Annotated in this window: 17 protein-coding genes; 9 read left to right on the top strand and 8 right to left on the bottom strand. The window is 71.8% G+C overall.

Annotated features, from left to right (window positions below):
- Window positions 1–7 precede the first annotated feature (7 nt).
- From ACDF64_RS09870 to ACDF64_RS09860, 3 genes are all read right to left on the bottom strand, one after another.
- Window positions 8–895 (bottom strand): carbohydrate ABC transporter permease, encoded by an 888-nt coding sequence (locus tag ACDF64_RS09870; RefSeq protein ID WP_394550851.1) that lies wholly within the window; start codon window positions 893–895, stop codon window positions 8–10.
- On the bottom strand, window positions 892–1,833 hold the full coding sequence (locus ACDF64_RS09865; RefSeq protein ID WP_394550849.1) for a carbohydrate ABC transporter permease: 942 nt from the start codon (window positions 1,831–1,833) through the stop codon (window positions 892–894). The genes ACDF64_RS09870 and ACDF64_RS09865 overlap by 4 nt, the downstream gene beginning before the upstream one ends.
- A 74-nt stretch (window positions 1,834–1,907) precedes the next feature.
- Window positions 1,908–3,167, bottom strand: coding sequence for an ABC transporter substrate-binding protein (locus tag ACDF64_RS09860; protein WP_394550847.1), 1,260 nt, complete (start codon window positions 3,165–3,167; stop codon window positions 1,908–1,910).
- Window positions 3,168–3,344: 177 nt separating this feature from the next.
- On the opposite strand from ACDF64_RS09860, the gene ACDF64_RS09855 reads away from it, so the two are divergent.
- Window positions 3,345–4,349 (top strand): LacI family DNA-binding transcriptional regulator, encoded by a 1,005-nt coding sequence (locus ACDF64_RS09855; RefSeq protein ID WP_394550845.1) that lies wholly within the window; start codon window positions 3,345–3,347, stop codon window positions 4,347–4,349.
- Between the two features lie 15 nt (window positions 4,350–4,364).
- Here the strand turns inward: ACDF64_RS09855 and ACDF64_RS09850 are convergent, their stop codons facing one another.
- The 4 genes from ACDF64_RS09850 to ACDF64_RS09835 all read right to left on the bottom strand — a co-directional run bounded on the left by ACDF64_RS09850 (window position 4,365) and on the right by ACDF64_RS09835 (window position 9,241).
- Complete coding sequence (locus tag ACDF64_RS09850) at window positions 4,365–5,393, bottom strand: LacI family DNA-binding transcriptional regulator (protein ID WP_394550843.1); 1,029 nt, start codon at window positions 5,391–5,393, stop codon at window positions 4,365–4,367.
- Between the two features lie 60 nt (window positions 5,394–5,453).
- Entirely contained in the window at window positions 5,454–6,350 is an 897-nt protein-coding gene (locus tag ACDF64_RS09845) for a phosphatase PAP2 family protein (RefSeq protein ID WP_394550840.1), read from the bottom strand.
- Between the two features lie 141 nt (window positions 6,351–6,491).
- The gene (locus ACDF64_RS09840; protein WP_394550838.1) at window positions 6,492–7,763 is read right to left on the bottom strand and encodes a multidrug effflux MFS transporter; all 1,272 of its coding nucleotides are present in this window, start codon (window positions 7,761–7,763) and stop codon (window positions 6,492–6,494) included.
- A 317-nt stretch (window positions 7,764–8,080) separates the two neighbouring features.
- The gene (locus ACDF64_RS09835; protein ID WP_394550836.1) at window positions 8,081–9,241 is read right to left on the bottom strand and encodes an ROK family protein; all 1,161 of its coding nucleotides are present in this window, start codon (window positions 9,239–9,241) and stop codon (window positions 8,081–8,083) included.
- A gap of 144 nt (window positions 9,242–9,385) precedes the next feature.
- Between ACDF64_RS09835 and ACDF64_RS09830 the strand changes: the two genes are divergently transcribed.
- Genes ACDF64_RS09830 through ACDF64_RS09815 form a run of 4 tightly spaced genes read left to right on the top strand, consistent with a single transcriptional unit; the run spans window position 9,386 to window position 15,030 of the window.
- Window positions 9,386–10,675, top strand: coding sequence for an ABC transporter substrate-binding protein (locus ACDF64_RS09830; protein WP_394550835.1), 1,290 nt, complete (start codon window positions 9,386–9,388; stop codon window positions 10,673–10,675).
- A gap of 2 nt (window positions 10,676–10,677) precedes the next feature.
- Window positions 10,678–11,739, top strand: coding sequence for a carbohydrate ABC transporter permease (locus ACDF64_RS09825; RefSeq protein WP_394550833.1), 1,062 nt, complete (start codon window positions 10,678–10,680; stop codon window positions 11,737–11,739).
- Window position 11,740: 1 nt separating this feature from the next.
- Window positions 11,741–12,640, top strand: a complete 900-nt coding sequence (locus tag ACDF64_RS09820; RefSeq protein ID WP_394550831.1) for a carbohydrate ABC transporter permease — start codon at window positions 11,741–11,743, stop codon at window positions 12,638–12,640.
- A complete protein-coding gene (locus ACDF64_RS09815; protein ID WP_394550830.1) occupies window positions 12,637–15,030 on the top strand; it encodes a glycoside hydrolase family 3 N-terminal domain-containing protein in 2,394 nt (797 codons plus the stop codon). The genes ACDF64_RS09820 and ACDF64_RS09815 overlap by 4 nt, the downstream gene beginning before the upstream one ends.
- A 336-nt stretch (window positions 15,031–15,366) precedes the next feature.
- On the opposite strand, the gene ACDF64_RS09810 is transcribed toward ACDF64_RS09815, so the two are convergent.
- Window positions 15,367–16,395, bottom strand: a complete 1,029-nt coding sequence (locus ACDF64_RS09810; RefSeq protein WP_394550828.1) for a LacI family DNA-binding transcriptional regulator — start codon at window positions 16,393–16,395, stop codon at window positions 15,367–15,369.
- A 154-nt stretch (window positions 16,396–16,549) separates the two neighbouring features.
- Between ACDF64_RS09810 and ACDF64_RS09805 the strand changes: the two genes are divergently transcribed.
- The 4 genes from ACDF64_RS09805 (at window position 16,550) to ACDF64_RS09790 (ending at window position 22,728) form a co-directional block, all read left to right on the top strand.
- A complete protein-coding gene (locus tag ACDF64_RS09805; protein WP_394550827.1) occupies window positions 16,550–19,033 on the top strand; it encodes a glycoside hydrolase family 3 protein in 2,484 nt (827 codons plus the stop codon).
- Window positions 19,030–20,538, top strand: coding sequence for a family 43 glycosylhydrolase (locus ACDF64_RS09800; protein ID WP_394550825.1), 1,509 nt, complete (start codon window positions 19,030–19,032; stop codon window positions 20,536–20,538). Before ACDF64_RS09805 ends, ACDF64_RS09800 begins: the two co-directional genes overlap by 4 nt.
- 230 nt (window positions 20,539–20,768) lie before the next feature.
- Entirely contained in the window at window positions 20,769–21,758 is a 990-nt protein-coding gene (locus ACDF64_RS09795; RefSeq protein WP_394550823.1) for an ABC transporter permease, read from the top strand.
- Window positions 21,759–21,768: 10 nt separating this feature from the next.
- Entirely contained in the window at window positions 21,769–22,728 is a 960-nt protein-coding gene (locus tag ACDF64_RS09790; RefSeq protein WP_394550822.1) for a carbohydrate ABC transporter permease, read from the top strand.
- Window positions 22,729–22,750: the final 22 nt, after the last annotated feature.

The following is a 22,750-nucleotide window of genomic DNA, read 5'->3' as shown; positions in this document are numbered from 1 at the left end:
TGATGCCTCATTTCAGACCGGTCGACGCGACGCTCTCGATGAAGCGGCGCTGGACGAGGAGGAACATGATCGCGAGCGGGAGCACCGCGATGAGGGAGCCGGCCATCATGACGCCCTGCGGGATGATCCCGCCGGGACCGGTCAGGAGCGTGAGCCCGGACGTGATCGTGCCCATCTCCGCGTCGGTCGTGAAGACGAGCGGCCAGAGCAGGTCGTTCCAGTTGTTGACGAAGGTGAAGATGGCGAGCGTGAGCAGCGCCGGCTTCGCGTTCGGCAGCACGACGCTCCGGAAGATCCGCCATTCGGATGCCCCGTCGAGTCGCGCCGCGTTGTCGAGGTCGCGCGGCAGCGAGAGGAAGAACTGCCGGAGGAAGAAGATGCCGAACGCGTCTGCTGCGCGCGGTGCGATGAGGCCCGCGTAGGTGTTCACCCAGCCGAGGTCGCTGACGAGCTGGTAGATCGGGATCAGCGTCGCCTGGAACGGGATCATGAGGCTCGCGATGATCGCGATGAGGAGCACGCGGCTGCCGCGGAAGTCGAGCCGCGCGAGCGCGTAGGCGGCGAGCGAGTCGAAGACCAGCGCGAAGGCCGTCACGCCGCCCGCGAACACGAAGCTGTTCACGATGAGCCGCCCGAACGGCAGCTCGTCGAAGATGGCCGCGAAGTTGTCGAGGGTCCAGGCCTCCGGCAGCAGGGTCGGCGGGTAGGCGTTCACCTCGGACACCGGCTTGAACGCGGTGAACGCGATGATCGCGATCGGCAGCAGGACGAACGCGGAGGCCGCCAGCGCGGCCACGAGGAGGAGCACGGTGCTCGTCCTGCCCGGGCGGCGGCGACGCGACGCCCGGACCGAGCGGGCGGCGACCACCGCCGAGCGGGTCGTGAGCGAGGTCATTGCGCGTCCTTCTCTCGTCGGCTGAAGAATCGGAACTGGACGAGGCTCAGCACGAGGGTGATGAGCAGCAGCACGTACGACAGCGCCGAGGCGAAGCCGAGCTCGAGCTTCTTGAACCCGGACGTGTAGATCTCCATGACCACCGTCTGCGTCGTGCCGTACGGGCCGCCGCCCGTCATGACGTAGATCTGGTCGAATGCCTGCAGCGCTGCGATCAGGGCGACGATCATGACGAAGGCGAGCGTGTTGCCGAGCATCGGCAACGTGATGTGGCGGAATCGCTGCCAGCTGCTCGCCCCGTCGACGCGGGCGGCCTCGTAGAGCGAGCCGGGAATCTCCTGGAGGCCCGCGATGAAGATCACGAGGTAGAAGCCGAAGCTCTTCCAGACCGCGACGAGCGCGACCGTCGGCATCGCGAGCGCCGGGTCCTGCAGGACGTTCCCGAGCTGGATCCCGAATGCGCGGAGCCAGTGGTTCAGGAGGCCGATCTGGGGATCGAGCAGGTACGACCACGCGAAGGCGGCCACCGCGAGCGAGACGATGAACGGCAGGAAGAGCGCCGTGCGGAACGCGCCCCGAGCGGGCAGCCGACGGTGGTTCACCAGCAGCGCGAGGAGCAGGGCCGCGATGATCGCGGTCGGGGTGAACAGGATGGCGTAGTACGCCGTGTTGCCCATCGCCTGCAGCACGTCCGGGTCGGTGAAGACCCGCACGTAGTTGTCCAGCCCGACGAACGCCTCCTGCCCGAACCCGGACGCATCGGTGAACGAGAGCCGGAGTGCCGACAGCATCGGCCAGGCGACGAAGACGGTGAGGATGATGAGGGCGGGCGCGAGGAAGGCCAGCGCGATGAGCGAGGTCCGCCTCGTCGACCCGACCGGCGTTCGACCGCCCAGTTGGGGCGCCGGGCGGTACCGGCGTTGCGTGATGCTCGACATGTATCTCTCCTGGGGCCGCGGGCGGGTGCGCCCGCGGCCCCGATCCGGATGGGTTCGGCGCAGGTCGGCCGGCGCTACTCGAGCGCCGCCTGGACCTCGTCCTGCGCGGTGGGCAGCAGGTCGTCGAGGTCCTCCCCCGCGACCGCGCGCTGCGTCAGGTCGTCGACCGCGTCGAGGACGTCCACGCTGTTCACGACGCCGGGCAGGAGCGCGCGGCTGGTCGGCGCGATCTCGGTGAGCGCGACGACGGTCGGGTTCTCGGCGACGGCGTCGGCGGGCACGTCGGTCCGCAGCGGCGGCCAGCCCGAGCCGAGCGACCACTGGGTCGCCACGTCGAGGTCGAAGAAGTACGAGAAGAACGCCTCGGCACCCTCGGTCTCGGCCTCGCCGGCCTGCGCGGTGATTCCCATGGCGACGCCGATGGTCGATGCCGCCTGCGCCTCGGGTCCGGCGGGGACTGCGGCGATGCCGTAGTCGATGCCGCTGTCGGTCGCGATGGAAGCCATCCACGGGCCGCCGACGTGCATGGCGGCCTTGCCCGAGCTGAACAATTCGTCGGCGCCGATGCCGTCGAGTCCGGTCGGCGAGATCTTGCCGTCGCGGATCGCCGAGACCCAGTACTCGAGCGCGTCGCGGTTCGCGTCGGAGTCGATGACGGCGGTCTCCGCGTCCTCGACCAGGTCGCCGCCTGCGCCGTAGAACAGGGTCGGCCACAGCCCGTTCGCCACGGTGTCGTGATCGGGCAGCGCGAGCCCGTACTGCTCGGGTGTGCCGTCGCCGTCGGCGTCGACCGTCAGCTGCTCGGCCGCGGACCGCCATTCGTCCCAGGTCTCGGGGAACTCGGTGATGCCCGCGGCCGCGAAGAGCGCCTTGTTGTAGAAGACCGAGAGCGGCACGAAGCCGGTCGGAACGCCGTACGGGGCACCGTCGACGGTGACCATGTCGACGGCCTGCGGGTTCAGCGTCTCCGTGTTGCTGCCGTCGCCGTCGTACCAGTCGCCGAGGTCGACGAACGCGCCGCGGTCGGCGTACACGGGCAACCGCTCGGCGGGCATGGCGACGATGTCGGGGCCTTCGTCGGCGGACAGCGCGGGAAGCAGCGTGTCGTCGATCACGGCCCAGGTCTTCACCTCGGTGGTGATCTCGACGTCGTCCTGGGAGGCGTTGAAGTCGTCGACGATCTGCTGCAGCACGTCGCCGTCGGCCTCGGTGTAGCCGTGCCAGAAGGTCAACTCGACCGGGCCGTCCGATGCCTCGGGCGCACCGCCGGTGCAGCCGGCCAGCGCGAGCACGGCGGCCGCACCGAGGCTCGCGAGCGCGAGGGTTCGTTTCATGGGGCACTCCTTCGTGTCGGCCGGGGACGGGCGGTCGCCGGCTCGGTCCATGGCGTAGGTAATCGATGTAGGTAATCGATGTAAGACACAGTATGCGGATCCGTGCGGCGCGCGTCAACCTGCGGAATCCCGGGTATTACATCGATGTACGATGAGACCGCTGAAGGGAGGGCCCGCGTGACCACGACGATGCAGGACGTCGCCCGCCTCGCGGGCGTGTCGACGAAGACCGTGTCGAACGTCATCAACGCGCGGCCGTACGTGTCCGCCGAGACGCGGATCAAGGTCGAGGCCGCGATCGCCGCCCTGGACTACAAGCTCAACCTCGCTGCGCGGAACCTCCGCTCCGGCCGCAGCGGCGTCATCGGGCTCGCGGTGCCGAGCCTGACGGTGGCGTACTTCGCGGAGCTCGCCGAGGCCACCATCGCCGCGGCGGAGGAGCACGGCCTCGTCGTGCAGATCGAGCGCACGGGCAGCGCGGAGCGGGAGCGGGCCCTCCTCGACAGCCCCCGGCTCCAGCACATCGACGGGCTCATCCTGAACCCGATGGACCACGGCGCGGAGGAGCTCGAGGGCGTGGAGCTCTCGGTGCCGACCGTCGTGCTCGGCGACCATCCCGTGGGCGGCGCCGCCGTGCACGTCAGCACCGACCAGCGTGCGGCAGCCGAGCTCGCCACCGAGCACCTGCTGCTCACCGGCCGGCGCCGCATCGCCGCGATCGGCGCGCGCAGCGCCGACACCCGCGGCTCGGCAGCCCTCCGATTCGACGGCTACCGCACCGTCCTCGAGCGGGCCGGCATCGCCGTGGATCGCGACCTCGTGGCCGAGGCCGATCCATGGACCCAGGTGAACGGCGCGGCCGCGATGCGCGAACTGCTCGATCGCGGCGTCGAGTTCGACGCGGTCTTCGCCTTCAACGACAGCCTCGCCCTCGGCGCGATGCGCGCGCTCGACGACGCCGGCCTGCACGTGCCGGGCGACGTCGCGGTCATCGGCATCGACAACATCGCGGAGGCCGCCTACTCGATCCCGAGCCTCACGACCGTCGACCTCGGCGGACGGCGCATCGCCGAGACGGCCGTCGCCGCACTCGCGGAGCAGGTGCTCACGAGCGAGCGACCGGCGCCGCGACGAGTGCTCGTCGACTTCGGGCTCGTCGTCAGGGAGTCGACCGGACGCTGAGGCGGTGCGATCGGCTCAGCGCGCCGCGCCGACCGTCGCCGGCGCCGACTCGCGCGCTTCGATGCGGAAGTCGGCGAGCAGGGTCCGGGGCGCGATCCCGCTCCCGGGCGCCCCGATCCGCTCGAGGAGCGTCGCGACCGCGGTCCGCGCGATCCAGTCCTGGCCCGGATGCACCGTGGTCAGGCTCGGGATCGAGTACTGCGCCTCGTCGAGATCGTCGAAGCCGATGACCGCCACATCCTCCGGCACCCGCCGTCCCGATTCCTGGAGGACTCGCATCGCGCCGAGCGCGAGCGTGTCGTTCAGGCCGAACACCGCGTCGAACTCGACGTCGCGATCGAGCAGCTCGCGCATCGTGCGCGCGCCGTTCGAGCGGTGCCAGAGGGTCGTGTGCCCGATGAGCGCGTCGTCGAACGGGATCCCCGCCGCGTCGAGCGCCTCGCGGTACCCGCGCAGGCGGAGCCCTGCCGAGCCGATCACCTCGCCCTCGTGCGCGCCCACGATCGCGATCCGCCGCCGGCCGCCCGCGATGAGGTACTCGGTCGCGGCGCGCGCGGCCGCGACGTTCTGCATCGTGACGTGGTCGGTGGGGCCGTCGAAGATCCGCTCGCCGAGCACGACCATCGGGTACGGCACCTCGAGGAGCGCGACGTCGTCCTGGGACATCCCGAGCGGGCTGAAGATGAGCCCGTCCGTGAGCTTCAATCGCGGGCTCTTCAGCAGCGCGAGCTCGCGCTCGCGCTCGCCGTCCGTCTGCTCGACGAGGACGACGAGGCCGGCGTCCTCGGCGGCCGCGATGACGGCCGCCGCGAGCTCGGCGAAGTAGCTCAGGCCGAGGTCGGGGATCGCGAGCGCGATCGCGCCGGTGCGGCCCGAGCGGAGGCTCCGCGCGGTGAGGTTCGGCGTGTAGCCGAGCTCGGCGATCGCGCGCTCGACGCGTGCGCGCGTCTCGGGCTTGATGTGCGGGTAGTCGTTGATCACGTTCGAGACGGTCTTGATCGACACCCCGGCGAGCCGCGCGACGTCGTGCAACGTCGTGGCCATGGCCACCTCCTAGGTCGCGCTCACTCTACAACGTTGTACTACCCGAAGGGGAGCGCGTCGTCAGGTTCGGGACGAGTCGGATGCCCCGGAGCCGGCGCCGGGCGGGAGACCGGGGGTCGGCCCGGGCCGCGACCCCGACGACGGGCCGGGTGGCGGCCCGCCCGCCGACTCCCCGCCGGGCGCGCGCGGCCGCTCGGGCGGCGTGACGTGGGACTGCGCCGCGTCCGCGTTCCGCGCGGAGATGCGCGCCCGACGGCGCTGCCGCTCGCGCTCGAGCGGGATCGCCAGGCACGCCCACACGATGAGCGCCGCGCCCGCGCCGACCAGCATGCCGCCGATGGTGTCGGTGATCCAGTGCACGCCCAGGTAGGTGCGGCTGATCGCCATGAGGAGCACGTAGGCCGCACCCGCGACGATGACCCACGCTCGTGGCACGAGCACGGCGACGGCCACCGCGATCGTCGTGGCGTTCGCCACATGCCCCGATGGGAATGAGCCGTAGTCGCTCGTCACCAGCATGTCCTCGGGGCGGGCGCGGCCGAAGAACTCCTTGAGGACCTGGACCGCTGCCGCGCTCAGCGCGGACGCGAGCACGAAGTACAGGGCGCCCCACGGCCGACCCAGCGCGATGAGCAGGACCGCGACCCCGATCGGGATCACGATGACGCCCATGAGGCCGCCGCCCAGCCAGTCCATGAAGAGCGCGACGACGTCGCCGACCGGACCGTGGAGCGTGAGGACCTCCTCCGCCCACTCCTCGTCGAGCTCGACGGGCAGCCCGCCCGCGCGCACCATGATGACGAGGCCGAGCAGGAATCCGACGCCGACCGCCGAGAGGCCCGCGATGAGCGGGATCCGGCGGCTGAACCGCAGCACGCGCGCCTCGCGCCCCGCGGCTGGAGTCGCCGTGGAGATCCCGTGCACCGGCCCGCGGGCGGGCGACTCCGGATCCGTCATGCGCCAACCCTACGAGCGGACGCGCCGATCCGGGTCGTCCGCCCCGCACGGCGTGCCGCCGACGGGGAGTCCGGGTCGGGCGCGGATCCCCGGGGCGCGCGTGGGCCCGGGCGGCCGGGAGGCCGCCCGGGCGGGGCATCCTCAGTCGGCGAGCGCCGGGACCGTCCGCGGCCGGATCAGGCCCCACAGCGCCGCGATCGCGACGAGCGCCGCGAGCACCTGCACGAACGCCATCGGGACCGCGCTGCCGACGCCGAGCAGGCCGATGAACGGCGAGATGATGCCGGCGAGGCCGAAGTTCAGCGCGCCGAGGAGCGACGCCGCGGTGCCGGCCTCGGCGCCGTGGTTCGCGAGCGCGAGGATCTGCACCGCGGGGAACGAGAACCCGCACGCCGTGATGTAGACGAACAGCGGGATCGCGGTGCCCCAGAAGCCGGCGCCGGCCGTGTCGAGCACCATGATCGAGGCGGCCATGGCGAGGTGCACGAGGGTCGTGGTCGCGAGGATCCACTGCGGCGCGACCCGGCCGCGCATGAGCCTCGAGCTCGTCTGCACGCCGATGATGATGCCGATCGAGTTGACGCCGAAGAGCATGCCGTACTGCTGCGCCGTGAACGCGTAGACCTCCTGGAACAGGAACGACGACGTGGAGAGGTAGCCGAACAGCCCCGTGAAGGTCATGCCGCCGACGATCGCGGCGCCGAGGTACACGCGGTCGCGGAAGAGCACGGCGTAGCGCTGGCGGACGGTCGAGTGCCCGGAGGCGTGCCGGCGCGCCGGCGGCAGGGTCTCGCGGAGCGAGGTCGAGACCGCGATGACGACGAACAGGCCGTAGGCCGCGAGCACCCAGAACACGCCGCGCCAGTCCATGACGCGCAGCAGCTGCGACCCGATCACGGGCGCGAGCACCGGGGCGAGCCCGTTGACGAGCGCGAGCCTGGAGAGCATCTTCACAAGCGGCTTGCCGCCGAACAGGTCGCGCACCATGGCCATCGCGACCACGCCGCCGGCCGCGGCGCCGAAGCCCTGCAGGAGGCGGAACGCGGCGAGCCAGACGATGTCGGGCGCGAGCGCGGCCGCGATCGAGGCGGCGATGTGGAGCAGCGTGGAGAGGATGAGCGGCAGCCGGCGGCCGACCTTGTCGCTCCACGGGCCGACGATGAGCTGGCCGAACCCGAAGCCGACCATGGTGCCCGTGAGCGTGATCTGCACGGCCGCCGCGCTGATGCCGAACTCGTCCTGGAGCACGGGGAACGCGGGGAGGTAGAGGTCGACCGTGAACGGGCCGAGCGCCGTGAGGGCGCCGAGCACGAGCACGTAGGTGAGCCGCTGCGGGCGGCTCAGGCGGTCGCCGGGGTGGGCTGCGCGGTGGAGGTCGTCGGGCCGGACGATGGGGATGGAGGCGGTCGACATGGGCTTCCTGGGATTCGGTGACGCGTGGGGTCGGTGCGCGTGGGAACGCGCGCGCCGCGCCCCGACGGGCGTGGTCGGGCCGGGCGGCGGAGGATCGGGCGCCGCCGGCGCGCGACGACGGGCCCGGTACGACGGTGGCGGTGCGATCGCATCGCCACGGGAATCGGCGAGCCGCGGCATCCGGCTCGAATCGATTCGACTGACTCGATTCATTGTAGACGGATGCCCCCGAGTCGGCGCAACCGCGGTTCCATCCGACGGAAGCGACGGCGCCCGGAGCGGTCCGCCGGTCCGCCGGCGGATCGCTCCCCCGGGCCTCAGGCCGGGTCGGCCAGGACGTCCGCGAACGCGGCCTCGGCGGCGCCGATCAGCAGCCGGTCCTCGCCGAGCGCCGCGACGCGGACCTCGACCTGGTCGGCCGCGCCCGGCATCGCCTGTGCGACCACGAGGTCGCGCAGCGCCTCGAGGTCGCGTGCGGCGACCGTCGCGAGGAATCCGCCGAGGACGATGAGCGACGGGTTCAGCACGTTCACGGCGTTCGCGAGCGCGGTCGCGAGGATGCGCCGCTGGCGCGCGAGCTCCGCCTCGACCTCGGGCGCTTCGCTCGCGGCGATCGCGGCCGCGAGCGTCGGCTCGTCGACGTGGTCGAGCCCGACGACCGCGAGCAGCCGCGCCCGCGCGACCTCGTCCTCGAGCACGCCGCCGGCCGCGCGCCGATCGGCCGGGTCCGGAATGCCGGGGCGGTTCTGCCCGAACTCCCCCGCGTAGCCGCTCGCGCCGCCCACGAGCTGCCCCGCGACGACGAGCCCGCCGCCGATGCCGCTCGCGCCGCCGTTCAGGTAGACGAGGTCCTCGACCCCGCGGCCCGCGCCGAAGAGGTGCTCGGCGAGCACGCCGAGCGTCGCGTCGTTGCCGACGACCGCGGGCAGGCCGGTCGCGGCCTCGACGAGCGCGCGCACCGGGGCATCCCGCCATTCCAGGTGGGGCGCGAGCCGCACGAGGCCGTCGTCGGCGCGGACCAGGCCGGGCACGGCGAGGCCGACGCCGATCACGCGCGCGCCCGCGAGCGGTCCGGCGCCCCAGCGGGCGATCGCGTCGGCGACGATGGCCGCGGTCTCGTCGGGGGTCACGAGCCCTGCCATGTCGAGCCGCTCGCGCACCGCGATGCCGCCGTCGAGGCCGACGGCCGCGATGGTCACGGCGTCGACCTCGGGGTTGACCGCGATCGCGACGACCCGACCCGAGGGCGCGATCACCGGCGACGGGCGGCCGACCCGATTGGTGGGGTCCGGCGGGCGTTCCTCGACCAGGCCGAGGTCGACCAGCTCGCCCGCGAGCGTCGCGACGGTCGAACGGTTCAGCCCGGTCAGCGCGGTCAGGCGCGCCCGAGAGAGCGGCCCCTCGAGGTGCACGAGTCCGAGGAGTCTCGACAAGTTTCGACGGTGGACGCCGTCGAACGTCCCGGTGCGGTCGCTCACGCGAACACTCTAGGTTCCCGGGCGCGCGGAGGGCTGCACGACACGGTCAATATGTTGCGCTTGACCGCAAATCGAAGAGGACGTATATTCGTCACGTCCAGATCACTTTCGACGTTGCGGTCGAAACTTTCGAGAGGTTCAATGATGAACAGACGCAGCACCAGGCTCGTCGCAGTGGGTGCGAGCGCGGCACTGGCCGCCCTCGCACTCGCCGGCTGCACCCCGTCGGGCGACGACGGCGGCGACGACACCGTCACCCTCACGTGGTGGCACAACGCCACCTCGGGTCCGCTTCCCGCGGTGTGGGAGGAAGTCGCCGCCGACTTCGAGGCATCCCACCCCGGCATCAAGGTCGAGCAGACCGGCTACCAGAACGAGGAACTCCAGCGCACGCTGATCCCGAACGCGCTCGCCTCGGGCGACGCGCCCGACCTGTTCCAGGTGTGGCCGGGCGGCGAACTCCGCGACCAGGTCGAGAACGGCTACCTCATGCCCCTCGACGACTCCATCGCCGACACCATCAGCAGTGTCGGCGCCACGGTCAACCCGTGGCAGGTCGACGGCAAGACCTACGGCATCCCCTTCACCTTCGGCATCGAGGGCTTCTGGTACAACACCGACCTGTTCGAGCAGGCCGGCGTCGCCGAGCCCCCGACGACCCTCGACGAGCTGAACGCGGCCGTCGACAAGCTGCGGTCGACCGGCGCCGCGCCCATCGCCGTCGGTGCGGGCGACAAGTGGCCGGCCGCGCACTGGTGGTACCAGTTCGCGCTGCACTCCTGCTCCCCCGAGACGCTGCAGGCCGCCGAGACCGAGTTCGACTTCAGCGACGACTGCTGGGTCGAGGCGGGCGAGCAGCTCGAGGCGTTCATCAAGACCGAGCCGTTCCAGGAGGGCTTCCTCGGCACCCCCGCCCAGCAGGGCGCGGGCAGCTCGGCCGGCCTCGTCGCCAACGGCCAGGCCTCCATGGAGCTCATGGGCCACTGGAACGCGGGCACCATCGGCGGACTCACCGCCGACCGGCAGGTCCCCGAGTTCCTCGGCTGGTTCCCCTTCCCCGGCATCGAGGGCGCGGCCGGCGACCCGACGGCGGCACTCGGCGGCGGCGACGGCTTCGGCTGCTCCGCCGACGCTCCGCCGGAGTGCGCCGATCTGCTCGCCTACATCATGAGCGAGGACGTCCAGAAGAAGTTCGCCGCCTCCGGCTCGGGCATCCCGACCGTGCCCGCCGCGATGGACTCCCTCGAGGACCCGAACCTCAAGGCCGTGGCCGAGGGCCTCTCGAACGCGTCGTTCGTGCAGCTCTGGCTCGACACCGCGTTCGGCACCACCGTCGGCAACGCGATGAACGAGGGCATCGTCAACCTCTTCGCCGGCACGGGCACGCCCGAGGACATCGTGAAGAAGATGCAAGACGCGGCGGCCACCCTCTAGTCATGGCCACCGTCGTCAACCAGGCCGGGTCCGCGATCTCCGCGGGCCCGGCCCCCGCCACCGGCACCGCCCCGGCGGTCGCGTCCGGCGCCGCCCGCGCCGCCGGCGCGGCCGTCGCCACCGCGCCGCGCCGCCCCCGCCGCGCCGGCGCGATCCGCACCCGCATCGAGATCGCCCTGCTCGCGGGCCCCGCCCTCGTCGTCTTCGTCGGCTTCGTGATCGTCCCGGTCGTGCTCGCCGCGGTGTACTCGTTCTACAACCTGCCCGCGGCCTTCCGCTGGTCGGACCTCGCCGACCCGGAGCGGTTCGTCGGCTTCGACAACTACGTCCGCGCGCTGAACACCCCCGAGTTCCTGCGCGCGATCGGCAACAACTTCGCGATCCTCGTCGCCTCGCTGCTGATCCAGGGGCCCATCGCCATCGGGATCGCGCTCCTGCTGAACCGCCGCATGCGCGGGCGGAGCGTCATCCGACTCCTCATCTTCGTGCCCTACGTGCTCGCCGAGGTCATCGCCGGCCTCGCCTGGAAGCTGCTGCTGCAGCCGCAGGGCGGCGTCAACGCGCTGCTCGAGGCCGTCGGGCTCGGCGCCTGGCAGCAGAACTGGCTCGCCGACCCGAACATCGCCCTCTGGACCCTGTTCGGCATCCTCACCTGGAAGTACGTCGGCTTCGCGATCATCCTCATGCTCGCCGGCCTGCAGGGCGTGCCCGAGGAGCTCGCCGAGGCGGCCGCGATCGACGGCGCGAGCTGGTGGCAGATCCAGCGCCACATCACCATCCCGCTGCTCGGCCCCACGATCCGCATCTGGGCATTCCTGTCGATGATCGGCGCGCTCCAGCTGTTCGACATGGTGTGGGTCACCGTCGCGCCGACCGTGCGCAGCCTGTCCACCGAGACGATGGCGACGTACATGGTCCAGCAGGGCCAGTTCGCCGGCCAGCCCGGATACGGCAGCGCCATCGCCGTCATCCTCTTCCTCATCTCCCTCGTCGTCGCGCTCGTCTACCAGCGCTTCGCCCTCCGCCGCGACCTCGCCGGAGCCGTCACCACCGGAGTGCGTTGACATGACCGCCACGACCAACCTCGTCGTGCCCGACCTCGACAAGCTGCCGCCGCGACGCTCGGCCGGCCGCCGATTCGACTGGGGCCAGCCGTTCGTCTACCTCATCGCGCTCGTCGTCGCGGGCCTCGCGATCGGGCCGGTGCTGTACGTCATCATCGGCGGCTTCCGCACCACGGGCGACCTGAACGCGAACCCGGCCGGCCTGCCGGACCCGTGGGTGTTCGAGAACTACGCCACCGTGCTCGGCTCGACCCGGTTCTGGGGCAACGTGCTGGCGAGCATCCTCCTCGCCGTCGCGACCACCGCGGGCGTCGTCATCCTGGGCATCATGGCCGCGTTCGTCATCGCACGGTACGACTTCCGCGGACGGCAGGGCCTCTACACGATGTTCACCGCCGGGCTGATGTTCCCGCTGACCGTCGCCGCGCTCCCGCTCACGCTGCTGCTGCGCACGCTCGGCCTGCACGGCACGTACCTCGGCGTCATCATCCCGTCGATCGCGTTCGCGCTGCCGACGACGATCATCATCCTCGTGCCGTTCCTGCGCGCCATCCCCGACGAGCTCGAGGAGGCCGCCGCGATCGACGGCACGAGCCGGATCGGGTTCTTCTGGCGCATCCTGCTGCCGCTCTCGAAGCCCGGCCTCGTGACCGTCGGCGTGCTCGCCTTCATCGGCAGCTGGAACGGCTACCTCCTTCCGCTGCTCGTCATCTCGACGGGCACGCTGCCGCAGGACTTCTGGCCGCTGCCGCTCGGCGTGACGCAGTTCTCGACGCAGTACTCGCAGAACACCGGAGCGGTGCTCGCATACACCTCGCTCGCGATGATCCCCGCGCTCGTCTTCTTCCTCGCTGCGGAGAAGCAGATCGTCGGCGGTCTCCAGGGAGCGGTGAAGGGATGACCATGAAGTGGCAGGATGCCTCGCTGCCGGCCGCCGAGCGCGTCGACGCGCTCATCGCCGAGCTCGGACTCGACGAGAAGATCGCCCAGCTCTACGGCGTCTGGGTCGGCGCCTCGGCGGACGGCACCGACGTCGCGCCGAACCAGCAGGAGATGATCGGCGACGTCGACCTCGACGGACTGTTCCCGAAGGGCCTGGGCCAGCTGACGCGCCCGTTCGGCACCGCCCCGGTCGACCCCGGCGTCGGCGCGCTGTCGCTCGCCCGCACGCAGCGCCGGATCGTCGCCGAGAGCCGCCTGGGCATCCCCGCCCTCGCGCACGAGGAATGCCTCGCCGGCTTCGCGGCGTGGGGCGCGACCGCGTACCCGGTGCCCCTCTCGTGGGGCGCGACGTTCGACCCCGAGCTCATCGAGCGGATGTCCCGCCGGATCGGCGAGGACATGCGGAAGGTCGGCGTGCACCAGGGCCTCGCGCCCGTGCTCGACGTGGTCCGCGACGCCCGCTGGGGACGGGTCGAGGAGACCATCGGCGAGGACCCGTACCTGATCGGCACGGTCGGCGCGGCCTACGTGCGCGGCCTGGAGTCGGCGGGCATCGTCGCGACGCTCAAGCACTTCGTCGGCTACTCGGCGTCGAAGGCCGGCCGCAACCTCGCGCCGGTCTCGGTCGGTCGTCGCGAACTCGAGGACGTGCTGCTGCCGCCGTTCGAGATGGTGATCCGCGAGGGTCGGCCGCGCAGCGTCATGAACGCCTACACCGACCTCGACGGCGTGCCGACGGCGGCGGACGCGACCCTGCTCACCGAGCTGCTGCGCGGGGTCTGGGGGTTCGAGGGCACGGTCGTCGCCGACTACTTCTCGGTCGCGTTCCTGCAGACGCTGCACGGCACCGCCGGCTCGCTCGGCGAGGCCGCCGCGGCCGCGCTCGAGGCCGGGATCGACGTCGAACTGCCGACCGTGCACGCCTTCGGCGCACCGCTCGTCGAGGCCGTCGCCGACGGCCGGCTCGACGAGGCCGTCCTCGACCGCGCGCTGCGGCGCGTGCTCGCGCAGAAGCTCGAGCTCGGCCTGCTCGACGCCGGCTGGGATGCCACGCCGGCCGCGCTGCACGGGCTCGCCGATGACCTCGAGGCCGTGCGCGGCACGGTCGACCTCGACCCGCCGGAGAACCGGGCGCTCGCGGCCGAGGTGGCCGAGCGCGCGATCGTGCTCCTGCGCAACGACGGCAGCCTGCCGCTCATCGCGCCGGGCCGGAGCAGTCCGCGGCGCATCGCGGTGGTCGGGCCCACGGGCGACGACCGGTTCGCCGTGCTCGGCTGCTACGCGTTCCCGACGCACGTGGGCGTGCACCACCCGGAATCGGGCGACGGCATCACGCTGCCCACGCTCGTCGAGTCCCTCCGCGCCGAGTTCCCCGACGCGGACCTGGAGTTCGTCGCCGGCACGTCGATCGACGGCGGCGAGACCACCGGGTTCGATGCGGCCGTCGCCGCCGCGACCGCAGCCGACGTCGTCGTGCTCGCGCTCGGCGACCGCGCCGGGCTCTTCGGCCGCGGCACGAGCGGCGAGGGATGCGACGCCGAGTCGCTCGCGCTCCCCGGTGCCCAGGGGGCGCTCCTCGAGGCCGTGCTCGACGCGGGCACGCCCACCGTCGTCGCGCTCCTCGCGGGCCGTCCCTACACGCTCGGCACCGCACCCGATCGAGCCGCCGGCATCCTCGAGGCGTTCTTCGCCGGCGAGGAGGGAACGCGTGCGATCGCGGGCGTCCTGTCGGGCCGGGTGAACCCGGCCGGCCGCCTGCCCGTGTCCGTGCCCGCGTCGGCGGGCGTCCACCCGTCGACCTACCTCGCGGCGCCCCTCGCCCGGAAGGGCGGGGTGTCGAGCATCGACCCCACCCCCCGGTACCCGTTCGGCCACGGGCTGACGTACACGCGCTTCGCGTGGAGCGGCTTCGCGGGCGGCGAGGCCGAGATCGACACCGACGGCGAAGCGTCGGTGCGGGTCCGGGTCGAGAACGTCGGCGACCGCGCCGGCGTCGAGGTCGTGCAGCTGTACCTGCACGACCCGGTCGCGAGCGTCGTGCGTCCCGTGCAGCGCCTGATCGGGTACGCGCGCGTCGAGCTCGCCGCGGGCGAGGCGGCCGACGTGACGTTCACGGTGCCGGCCGACCTGGCGTCGTTCCCGTCGCGCGCGGGCGGCCGGATCGTCGAGCCCGGCGATCTCGTGCTCAGCCTCGGGACGTCGAGCGCGGACCTGCCGTACGCGCACACCGTCCGGCTCGTCGGCGCGGCGCGCACGGTCGACCACACGCGCCGACTGCACCCGGACGTCGTCGTGGAACGGGTCGCCGCCGAGGAACCGATCGCCGCCGAGGCATCCGTCATCGCGTAGCCCTCCCCAGAGCCGCCGGCCGGCGGCATCCGCCCAGTCCCCTCCGCCGGCCGGCGCCCCTCGTCGTGCCCTCGCAGGCAGCTCTGCACGACGCGCACCACCCGCACCCCCGCACCGCCGCGGCGTCTCCCCCGTCGCTGTTCCCCTGATCGACGCGCGGCCGGCGGCGACCCGTCGCTGGCCGCGCTCCATGAGCATCGGCCCCATCCCCGTTGTCAGCGGGGATGGGGCCGATTCTCATGCGTTCGGACGCGAGCGCAACGCAGGGCCGGGCCGAGCGGCGCCGGGCAGAGCGGCGGCCGGGCCGGGCGGCGCCGGGGCCGACCGGCGGCCGGGTCAGGCCGGCGGCGCGGTGCTCTCCCGGACCACCAGGCTCGTCGCGAGATCCATCCGGGGCGTCGCCCCGCGCGTGCCGCCGGCGAGCCGCAGCGCCAGCCGAACCGCCTCCTCGCCCATCCGTCGGAGCGGCTGGTGCACGGTCGTGAGCGGCGGATTCACCCATCGGCTGATCGGCACGTCGTCGTAGCCGACGATCGAGAGGTCGCCGGGCACCGAGAGCCCCGCGGCTCGTGCGGCGTCCATGACGCCGAGGGCCTGCAGGTCGCTTCCCGCGAAGATCGCCGTGGGCCGCTCGCCCGCGGGCCGGCTGAGCAGCTCGGTGGCGTGGTTGCGCCCACCCGTCACGTGGAAGTCGCCGAACCGGATCCACGACGGATCGATCGGGAGTCCGGCCGAGTTCATGGCCGACCGGTACCCGTCGACGCGCGCCAGCGAGCACATCATGTCGTCGGGACCGGTGATCGTCGCGATGCGCCGATGGCCGAGCTCGATGAGGTGCCGCGTCGCGGCCAGGCCTCCCGACCAGTTCGCCGAGCCGACGCTCGGGACATCGGGCGACGGATCGCCGGCCGGGTCGACGATGACGAACGGGATGCTCCGCGTGCGAAGCTGCTCGCGGTACTCCGGTGCGAGCTCGCTGAACACGAGGACCACGCCGACCGGCCGACGTCGGATGACCCCGTCGATCCAGTCGGGGTCCGGCGCGTGGCGACTGCCCGACACGGTGAGGACGACGCTCAGGCCGTGCTCCTTCGCGACGGACTCGACGCCGCCGATGATCTCCATCGACCAGATCTCGTCGAGCTCGTGGAAGACCAGTTCGATGAGCTCGGCATGCCCTTCGCTGCGGCCGATGCCTCGACGCGTGTACCCGCGACGGTGGAGCAGGTCCTCGACCCGGGCGCGCGTGCCGGGCGAGACGTCCGTGCGGCCGTTGAGGACCTTCGAGATGGTCGAGAGCGACACGCCCGCCTCCTCGGCGACCTCGGCGAGCGTAACGCGTTCGGCGGAGACATCCGATGACATGTTTCGAATCCTAGCGCCGAAAGTTGCGGCATGCGTTTTCCCGAGTCGCGCGAGTCGCTGTCGCCCGGCACGCGGATCTGCTCGCAGCCCTGTGCTTCGAAGCGCTTCGACGGCATACTGGTCGACGTTCCCTTCCCGTTCCACAGGAGCCGCCATGCCTCCCACCCCCGCCGCCGTCGAGTCCGGCGACCGCTCGCACGCGCTCGTGCCCGTCGAGTCGGTCGCGCAGATCTCGACCGTGCTCGAGAACACCGACCCCGAGCTCGACCCGCGACTCGCGGCGCTCGCGCGGCAGGCCGCCGCCGACGGGGTCGTGCTGCTGCGCAACGACGGTGACGTGCTGCCGTTCGGCGCCGAGCGTCGGGTCGCCGTGTTCGGTCGCACCCAGCTCGACTGGTTCGCGGTCGGCTACGGCTCGGGCGGCGACGTCAAGGTGCCGTACTCGTGGAACCTGCTCGCGGGCCTGCGCGACGCCGGCGTCGCGGTCGACGACGACCTCGCCGCCGTCTACGCGACGTGGACCACGGCGAACCGCCCGCCATTCGACGCGACCTGGGGCCGCTGGCCGCATCACTTCCCCGAGATGCCGCTCGCCGACGAGGTCGTCGCGGCCGCGGCATCCCGCAGCGACACCGCGCTCGTCGTCATCGGCCGCGCCGCGGGCGAGGCTCGCGACAGCGTGCTCGAGCCGGGCAGCTGGTTCCTGACCGACGGCGAGCTCGCGATGCTCGACCGGGTGACGGCGGCCTTCGCGCGGACGGTCGTCGTGCTCGACACCGGCAACGCCATGGACCTCGGATGGCTCGACCGCTACGGCGACCGCATCGCGGGGCTCCTCGCCGCCTGGCAGGGCGGCATGGAGGGCGGCCGGGCGGTCGCCGCCGTGCTCGCCGGCGAGATCGCGCCGAGCGGCCGCCTCACCTCGACGCTCGCGCACTCCTACGACGACTACCCGAGCGCGGGCAACTTCGGCGACCCCGACGTGAGCGTCTACGCCGAGGACGTCTTCGTCGGGTACCGGTACTTCGAGACCTTCGCACGCGACCGGGTCGTGTTCCCGTTCGGCTTCGGGCTCGGCTACGCGACGCTCGACGTGCAGGTCCGGGAGGCGGCGGTCCGCGGCGACCGCGTGCGGTTCGTCGTCGACGTCGTGCACACCGGCGACGAGCACGCCGGCCGCCAGACCGTGCAGGTCTACGCCTCGTCGCCCGACGGCGCGCTGCCGCAGCCCGCGCGCGTGCTCGCGGCGTACCGGAAGACCGCGCTCCTCGCGCCCGGCGGGCGCGAGCGCGTCGTGCTCGAGGTCGTGCTCGACGAGCTCGCGTCCTTCGACGACTCGGGTGCGACCGGGCACCGCGGCGCGTGGGTGCTCGAGCCCGGCGAGTTCCGCTTCTTCGTCGGAACCGACGTGCGCAGTGCCCGGCACGAGGCATCCGTCACCGTCGACGCGCTCCGCGTCGTCCGCCGGGTCGCCGAGGCGGCCGCGGTCGACCCGGCGACGCCGTTCCGGCGGATGACGCTCGAGCGCGACGCCGACGGGAGCCCGCGGGTCGCGTGGGAGGATGCCCCGACCGCGACGGTCTCGCGGCGCGAGCGGATCCTCGGATCGCTGCCCGACGAGATCCCGCCGACCGGCGACCGGGGCATCCGGCTCGATGACGTGCGGATCGGCGCGGCGACGCTCGACGCCTTCCTCGCCCAGCTGTCGCCCGTCGAGCTCGCGCTGCTCGCGCGCGGCGACCTCACGATGAACAGCCCGCTCGGCACGCCCGGCAACGCGGGCGTGCTCGGCGGCGTCTCGGCGTCGCTCCGGGAGAAGGGCGTCCCGCCGATCACGACGACCGACGGGCCGAGCGGCATCCGCCTGGCGGCCTACGCGTCGCTGCTGCCGTCCGGCACCGCGCTCGCCTCGACCTGGGACCCGGCGCTCGTGCGCGAGCTCGCCGGGGCGCACGGGCAGGAGATGGTGCGGAAGGGCTCGGACGTCCTGCTGAGCCCCGGCATGAACCTCCACCGCGATCCGCTGTGCGGGCGCAACTTCGAGTACTTCTCGGAGGATCCGCTCGTCACCGGCGTCACGGCGACGGCGGTCGTGCAGGGCATCCAGTCGCGGGGCGTGGCGGCCTGCCCGAAGCACTTCGCGGCCAACAACCAGGAGGCGTCGCGCACGCGCAACGACTCGCGCGTGTCGGAGCGGGCGCTCCGCGAGCTCTACCTGCGCGGCTTCGAACGGTGCATCCGCGACGCCGCGCCGCTCGCGCTCATGACCTCGTACAACAAGGTCAACGGCGTCTGGTCGCACTACCACCACGACCTCGTCACGGCCGTGCTCCGTGACGAGTGGGGCTACCGCGGGTGCGTGATCACCGACTGGTGGATGGAATCGGCGACCGACCCCGACTTCCCCGCGCTCGAGGACAACGCGTACCGCGTGCGCGCGCAGGTCGACGTGCTCATGCCCGGCGGCCTGAAGACCGACGAGGGGCCGCAGGCGGTCGCGGACGACACGATCCTCGACTCGCTCGGCCGGGGCGACGGGCTCACCCTCGGCGAGCTGCAGCGCGGCGCCCGGAACGTGCTCGGGCTCGCGCTCGCACTCGCACCGGTGGTCGAGCGGCGGATCGGGGCGAGCCGATGAGCGCGACCGCGGCGACCGTGCCGGTCATCCCCGGCTTCCACCCCGACCCGAGCGTCTGCCGGGTCGGCGACGACTACTACCTCGTCAACTCGTCGTTCGAGTACGTGCCGGGCGTGCCGGTCTGGCACTCGCGCGACCTCGTGCACTGGACGCAGGTGGGCAACGTGCTCGTGCGCGACGCGCAGTTCCCGGCGGCCCGCGCGGGCGACAGCGGCGGGATCTACGCGCCGACGCTGCGGCACCACGCCGGCCGGTTCTGGCTCATCACGTCCGACGTGGGCGACGAGCACGGCGGCCACCGGCTGTACTCGGCGCCCGCGATCGAGGGGCCGTGGTCGGACGCGATCGAGCTGCCGGAGCTGCGCGGCATCGACCCCGACCTCGTATGGACCGACGACGGCGAGTGCCTGGTCACCTACTGCTCGTGGACCGACGGCGCGTCGGCCGCGTGGCAGGCCGCGATCGACCCCGACACCGGTCGCGTGCTCGAAGCGCCCCGCAAGGTGTGGGCCGGCACCGGACTCGGCCACACCGAGGGGCCGCACCTGTACCGGCACGACGGCTGGTGGGTGCTCGTGGCCGCCGAGGGCGGCACCGAGCGCGGGCACGTCGTCAGCGTCGCCCGCTCGCGCGACCCGCGCGGGCCGTTCGAGAACGCGCCGCACAACCCCGCGTACACGCACCGCAGCACGGAGCATCCGGTGCAGAACCTCGGGCACGCCGACCTCGTCGAGCGACCGGATGGCTCGTGGGCGGCCGTGCACCTGGGCGTCCGGCCGCGCGGGATGACCCCGGGATACCACGTCAACGGCCGCGAGACCTTCCTCGCCGAGGTCGACTGGGTCGACGGATGGCCCGTGTTCACGGCCTCCGAGGCGACGCCGCCCGATCGCGCGTGGGACGTCGACGACCGTTTCGAGACCCTGCACCCGCGATGGGTCTCACCGCGCCGACGCATCGAGGAGTTCGCCCGGCTCGTGCCCGACGGGCTCGAGGTCGGGGCCCCGGGCGGCGGGGCGGGCGACGGCTCGGGCGTCTACGCGCGCCTGCAGGCGGTGCACTGGACCGCGACGGTGGACCTCGAGGTCGATCCCGGCTCGGTCGTCCACGCCGAGGTGCGGCTCGACGAGCGGCACCGCGCCGGCGTGCGCCTCGCCGACGGCCGGGCGAGCGCCGAGTGGACGGTCGGCGGGCACGTCGTCGACGTGGGCGGCGGCGGGCGCGACGGGGCATCCGAGGACGTGTCCGACGGGGCATCCACGGTCGCTTCCGACGGGACCGCGGGGTCCGGCACCTCCGCACACCGCCTCGAGATCGCCTCGGTGCCGTCGACGACCGGCGGACCGGACGACCTCGTGCTGTCGGCCGACGGCCGACGGCTCGGCGTCGTCGACGGTCGCTACCTCTCGACCGAGGTCGCGGCCGGGTTCACCGGACGCGTCGTCGGCGTCCGCGTGGAACGGGGTCGCGCGCTCGTGCGACACGTGACGATCGCGGAGTCCTGAGGGCCGATTCGGGCGCCCGCACGGGCCGAGGTAGCGTGAGAGCGCTCCCATCGTTATCCGTGCGTTACATCGGATGTTTGACGGGATGCCCCCCGGCCGGTTATCTTCACTGTCGAAGCGCTTCAACAGCCGCCGGAACCCGAAGGTCTCGAAGCGCTTCGATCCCCACAAAGGAGTGACATGAACCAGCACCGGACCGTCCGCCCAGCGCGGGCCGAGCGGGTGACCTCGTGACCAGCCAGGTCATCCTGCGCGAAGCCGCGGTGACCGAGGTCGGCGAGACCACCGAGCAGGATGCGCGCAAGCTGCGCAAGCACGCGGGCGGGCGGAAATCCTTCGGGATGTTCCTGTGCATCGTGCCGTTCATCGTGCTCGTCTTCCTCTTCTCGTACTTCCCGCTGTACGGCTGGATCTACTCGCTCTACGACTTCAAGCCGGCCCTCGGACTCGAGGGCAGCGAGTTCGTGGGCCTCCAGTGGTTCCAGCTGCTGGTGAGCTCCCCCACGCAGGTCGCCCAGATCGGCCAGGTGCTGCTCAACACGCTCGCGATCAGCTTCCTCGGGATCGCGACCTCGATCCTGCCGCTCGCGTTCGCGATCTTCCTCAACGAGGTGCGGGTCCCGTGGTTCCGCAACGCGGTGCAGACCCTGACCACGCTCCCCAACTTCATCTCGTGGGTGCTCGTCTACATGATCGCGTTCTCGCTGTTCTCGAGCACGGGGCTCGTCAACGGCGTGCTGACCGACCTGGGCCTGATCACCGTCCCGGTGAAGTTCCTCGACACGAGCGAGAACGTCTGGATCACGATGACGCTCTGGAGCGTCTGGAAGGGCCTCGGCTGGGGCGCGATCATCTACCTCGCGGCGATCTCGGGCATCGACCAGTCGCTGTACGAGTCGGCCGACATCGACGGCGCCGGCCGGTTCCAGAAGATGTGGTACATCACGGTGCCGCAGCTCATGCCGACCTACCTCGTGCTCCTGCTGCTGTCGGTCGCGAACCTCCTGAACAACGGCATGGAGCAGTACTACGTGTTCCAGAACGCCTTCAACAAGGAGCACATCCAGGTCCTCGACCTGTACGTCTACAACATCGGCATGACGGGCAACAACCTGTCGATGGCGACCGCGGTCGGCATGCTCAAGAGCATCATCTCGGTCATCCTCCTGTTCACCGTCAACGCGATCGCCAAGCGCGTCCGCGGCCAGTCGATCGTCTGAGGAAACCGCGATGTCCGCACCCACCGCCACCGAGACCTCGGTCATCGTCGCCGGCACCCCCACCGCGCCCAAGCACCGCACGACCGCGAGCAGCGTCGTCTTCGCGACCGTGAACTACGCCGTCTTCGCCGTGCTCGTGTTCATCTGCGCGTACCCCTTCTACTACCTGATCATCAACTCGGTCTCGCAGAACGACCTCGCGGCGCTCGGCGAGGTGCGCTGGTTCCCGGTCGGATTCCACCTGTCGAACTACGAGCAGGTGTTCCAGTTGCACGGCCTGCCGATGGCGACCGCGGTGACCCTCGCCCGCACGGTGCTCGGGACTGCGTTCACGGTGCTCGCCTCGGCGTTCCTCGGGTTCATGTTCACGCAGGAGCGCATGTGGGGCCGGCAGTTCTGGTACCGGTTCACGATCATCACGATGTACTTCAGCGCGGGCCTCATCCCGGTGTTCATCGTCATGAAGAACCTCGGGCTGACGAACAACTTCTGGGTCTACATCCTCCCGTTCATCGTCCAGCCGTTCTTCATCATCCTCGTGAAGACGTACGTCGAATCGATGCCCGCGTCCCTGCAGGAGGCCGCCGAGGTCGACGGCGCGAACATCGTCCAGATCTTCTTCCGGATCTACCTGCCGAACATGACCCCGATCCTCGCGACCGTGGCGATCTTCGCGGCCGTCGCGCAGTGGAACAGCTTCCAGGACACCCTGATCTACATCACCGACCAGGCCCTGTACACGCTCCAGTACCTGCTCTACATGTTCCTGAACCAGGCGAACAGCCTGGCCCAGGCGATGGCGAACTCGAGCGGCAACATCGGCGCCCTCGCCGACCTCGCGACCACGCAGACGCCGACCTCGATCCGAATGACCATCTCGGTGATCGTCGTGCTGCCCATCATCCTCGTCTACCCCCTGTTCCAGCGCTTCTTCGTGAAGGGCATCATGCTCGGCGCGGTCAAGGGCTGACCGCACCACCCCCCGAGCACCA

The organism is Agromyces sp. MMS24-JH15 (genome assembly GCF_043518605.1).
Taxonomy (GTDB): Bacteria; Actinomycetota; Actinomycetes; order Actinomycetales; family Microbacteriaceae; genus Agromyces.
The sequence above is the reverse complement of the archived record's forward strand: the minus strand, read 5'-3'. Positions and strand labels throughout refer to the sequence as shown.

Coding starts and splice junctions, on each gene's coding strand:
- ACDF64_RS09805 (WP_394550827.1), top strand. CDS start 16,550: ATGCCTCCCACCCCCGCCGCCGTCGAGTCCGGCGACCGCTCGCACGCG.
- ACDF64_RS09815 (WP_394550830.1), top strand. CDS start 12,637: ATGACCATGAAGTGGCAGGATGCCTCGCTGCCGGCCGCCGAGCGCGTC.
- ACDF64_RS09860 (WP_394550847.1), bottom strand. CDS start 3,167: ATGAAACGAACCCTCGCGCTCGCGAGCCTCGGTGCGGCCGCCGTGCTC.
- ACDF64_RS09825 (WP_394550833.1), top strand. CDS start 10,678: ATGGCCACCGTCGTCAACCAGGCCGGGTCCGCGATCTCCGCGGGCCCG.
- ACDF64_RS09840 (WP_394550838.1), bottom strand. CDS start 7,763: ATGTCGACCGCCTCCATCCCCATCGTCCGGCCCGACGACCTCCACCGC.
- ACDF64_RS09830 (WP_394550835.1), top strand. CDS start 9,386: ATGAACAGACGCAGCACCAGGCTCGTCGCAGTGGGTGCGAGCGCGGCA.
- ACDF64_RS09870 (WP_394550851.1), bottom strand. CDS start 895: ATGACCTCGCTCACGACCCGCTCGGCGGTGGTCGCCGCCCGCTCGGTC.
- ACDF64_RS09820 (WP_394550831.1), top strand. CDS start 11,741: ATGACCGCCACGACCAACCTCGTCGTGCCCGACCTCGACAAGCTGCCG.
- ACDF64_RS09865 (WP_394550849.1), bottom strand. CDS start 1,833: ATGTCGAGCATCACGCAACGCCGGTACCGCCCGGCGCCCCAACTGGGC.
- ACDF64_RS09810 (WP_394550828.1), bottom strand. CDS start 16,395: ATGTCATCGGATGTCTCCGCCGAACGCGTTACGCTCGCCGAGGTCGCC.
- ACDF64_RS09790 (WP_394550822.1), top strand. CDS start 21,769: ATGTCCGCACCCACCGCCACCGAGACCTCGGTCATCGTCGCCGGCACC.
- ACDF64_RS09845 (WP_394550840.1), bottom strand. CDS start 6,350: ATGACGGATCCGGAGTCGCCCGCCCGCGGGCCGGTGCACGGGATCTCC.
- ACDF64_RS09850 (WP_394550843.1), bottom strand. CDS start 5,393: ATGGCCACGACGTTGCACGACGTCGCGCGGCTCGCCGGGGTGTCGATC.
- ACDF64_RS09800 (WP_394550825.1), top strand. CDS start 19,030: ATGAGCGCGACCGCGGCGACCGTGCCGGTCATCCCCGGCTTCCACCCC.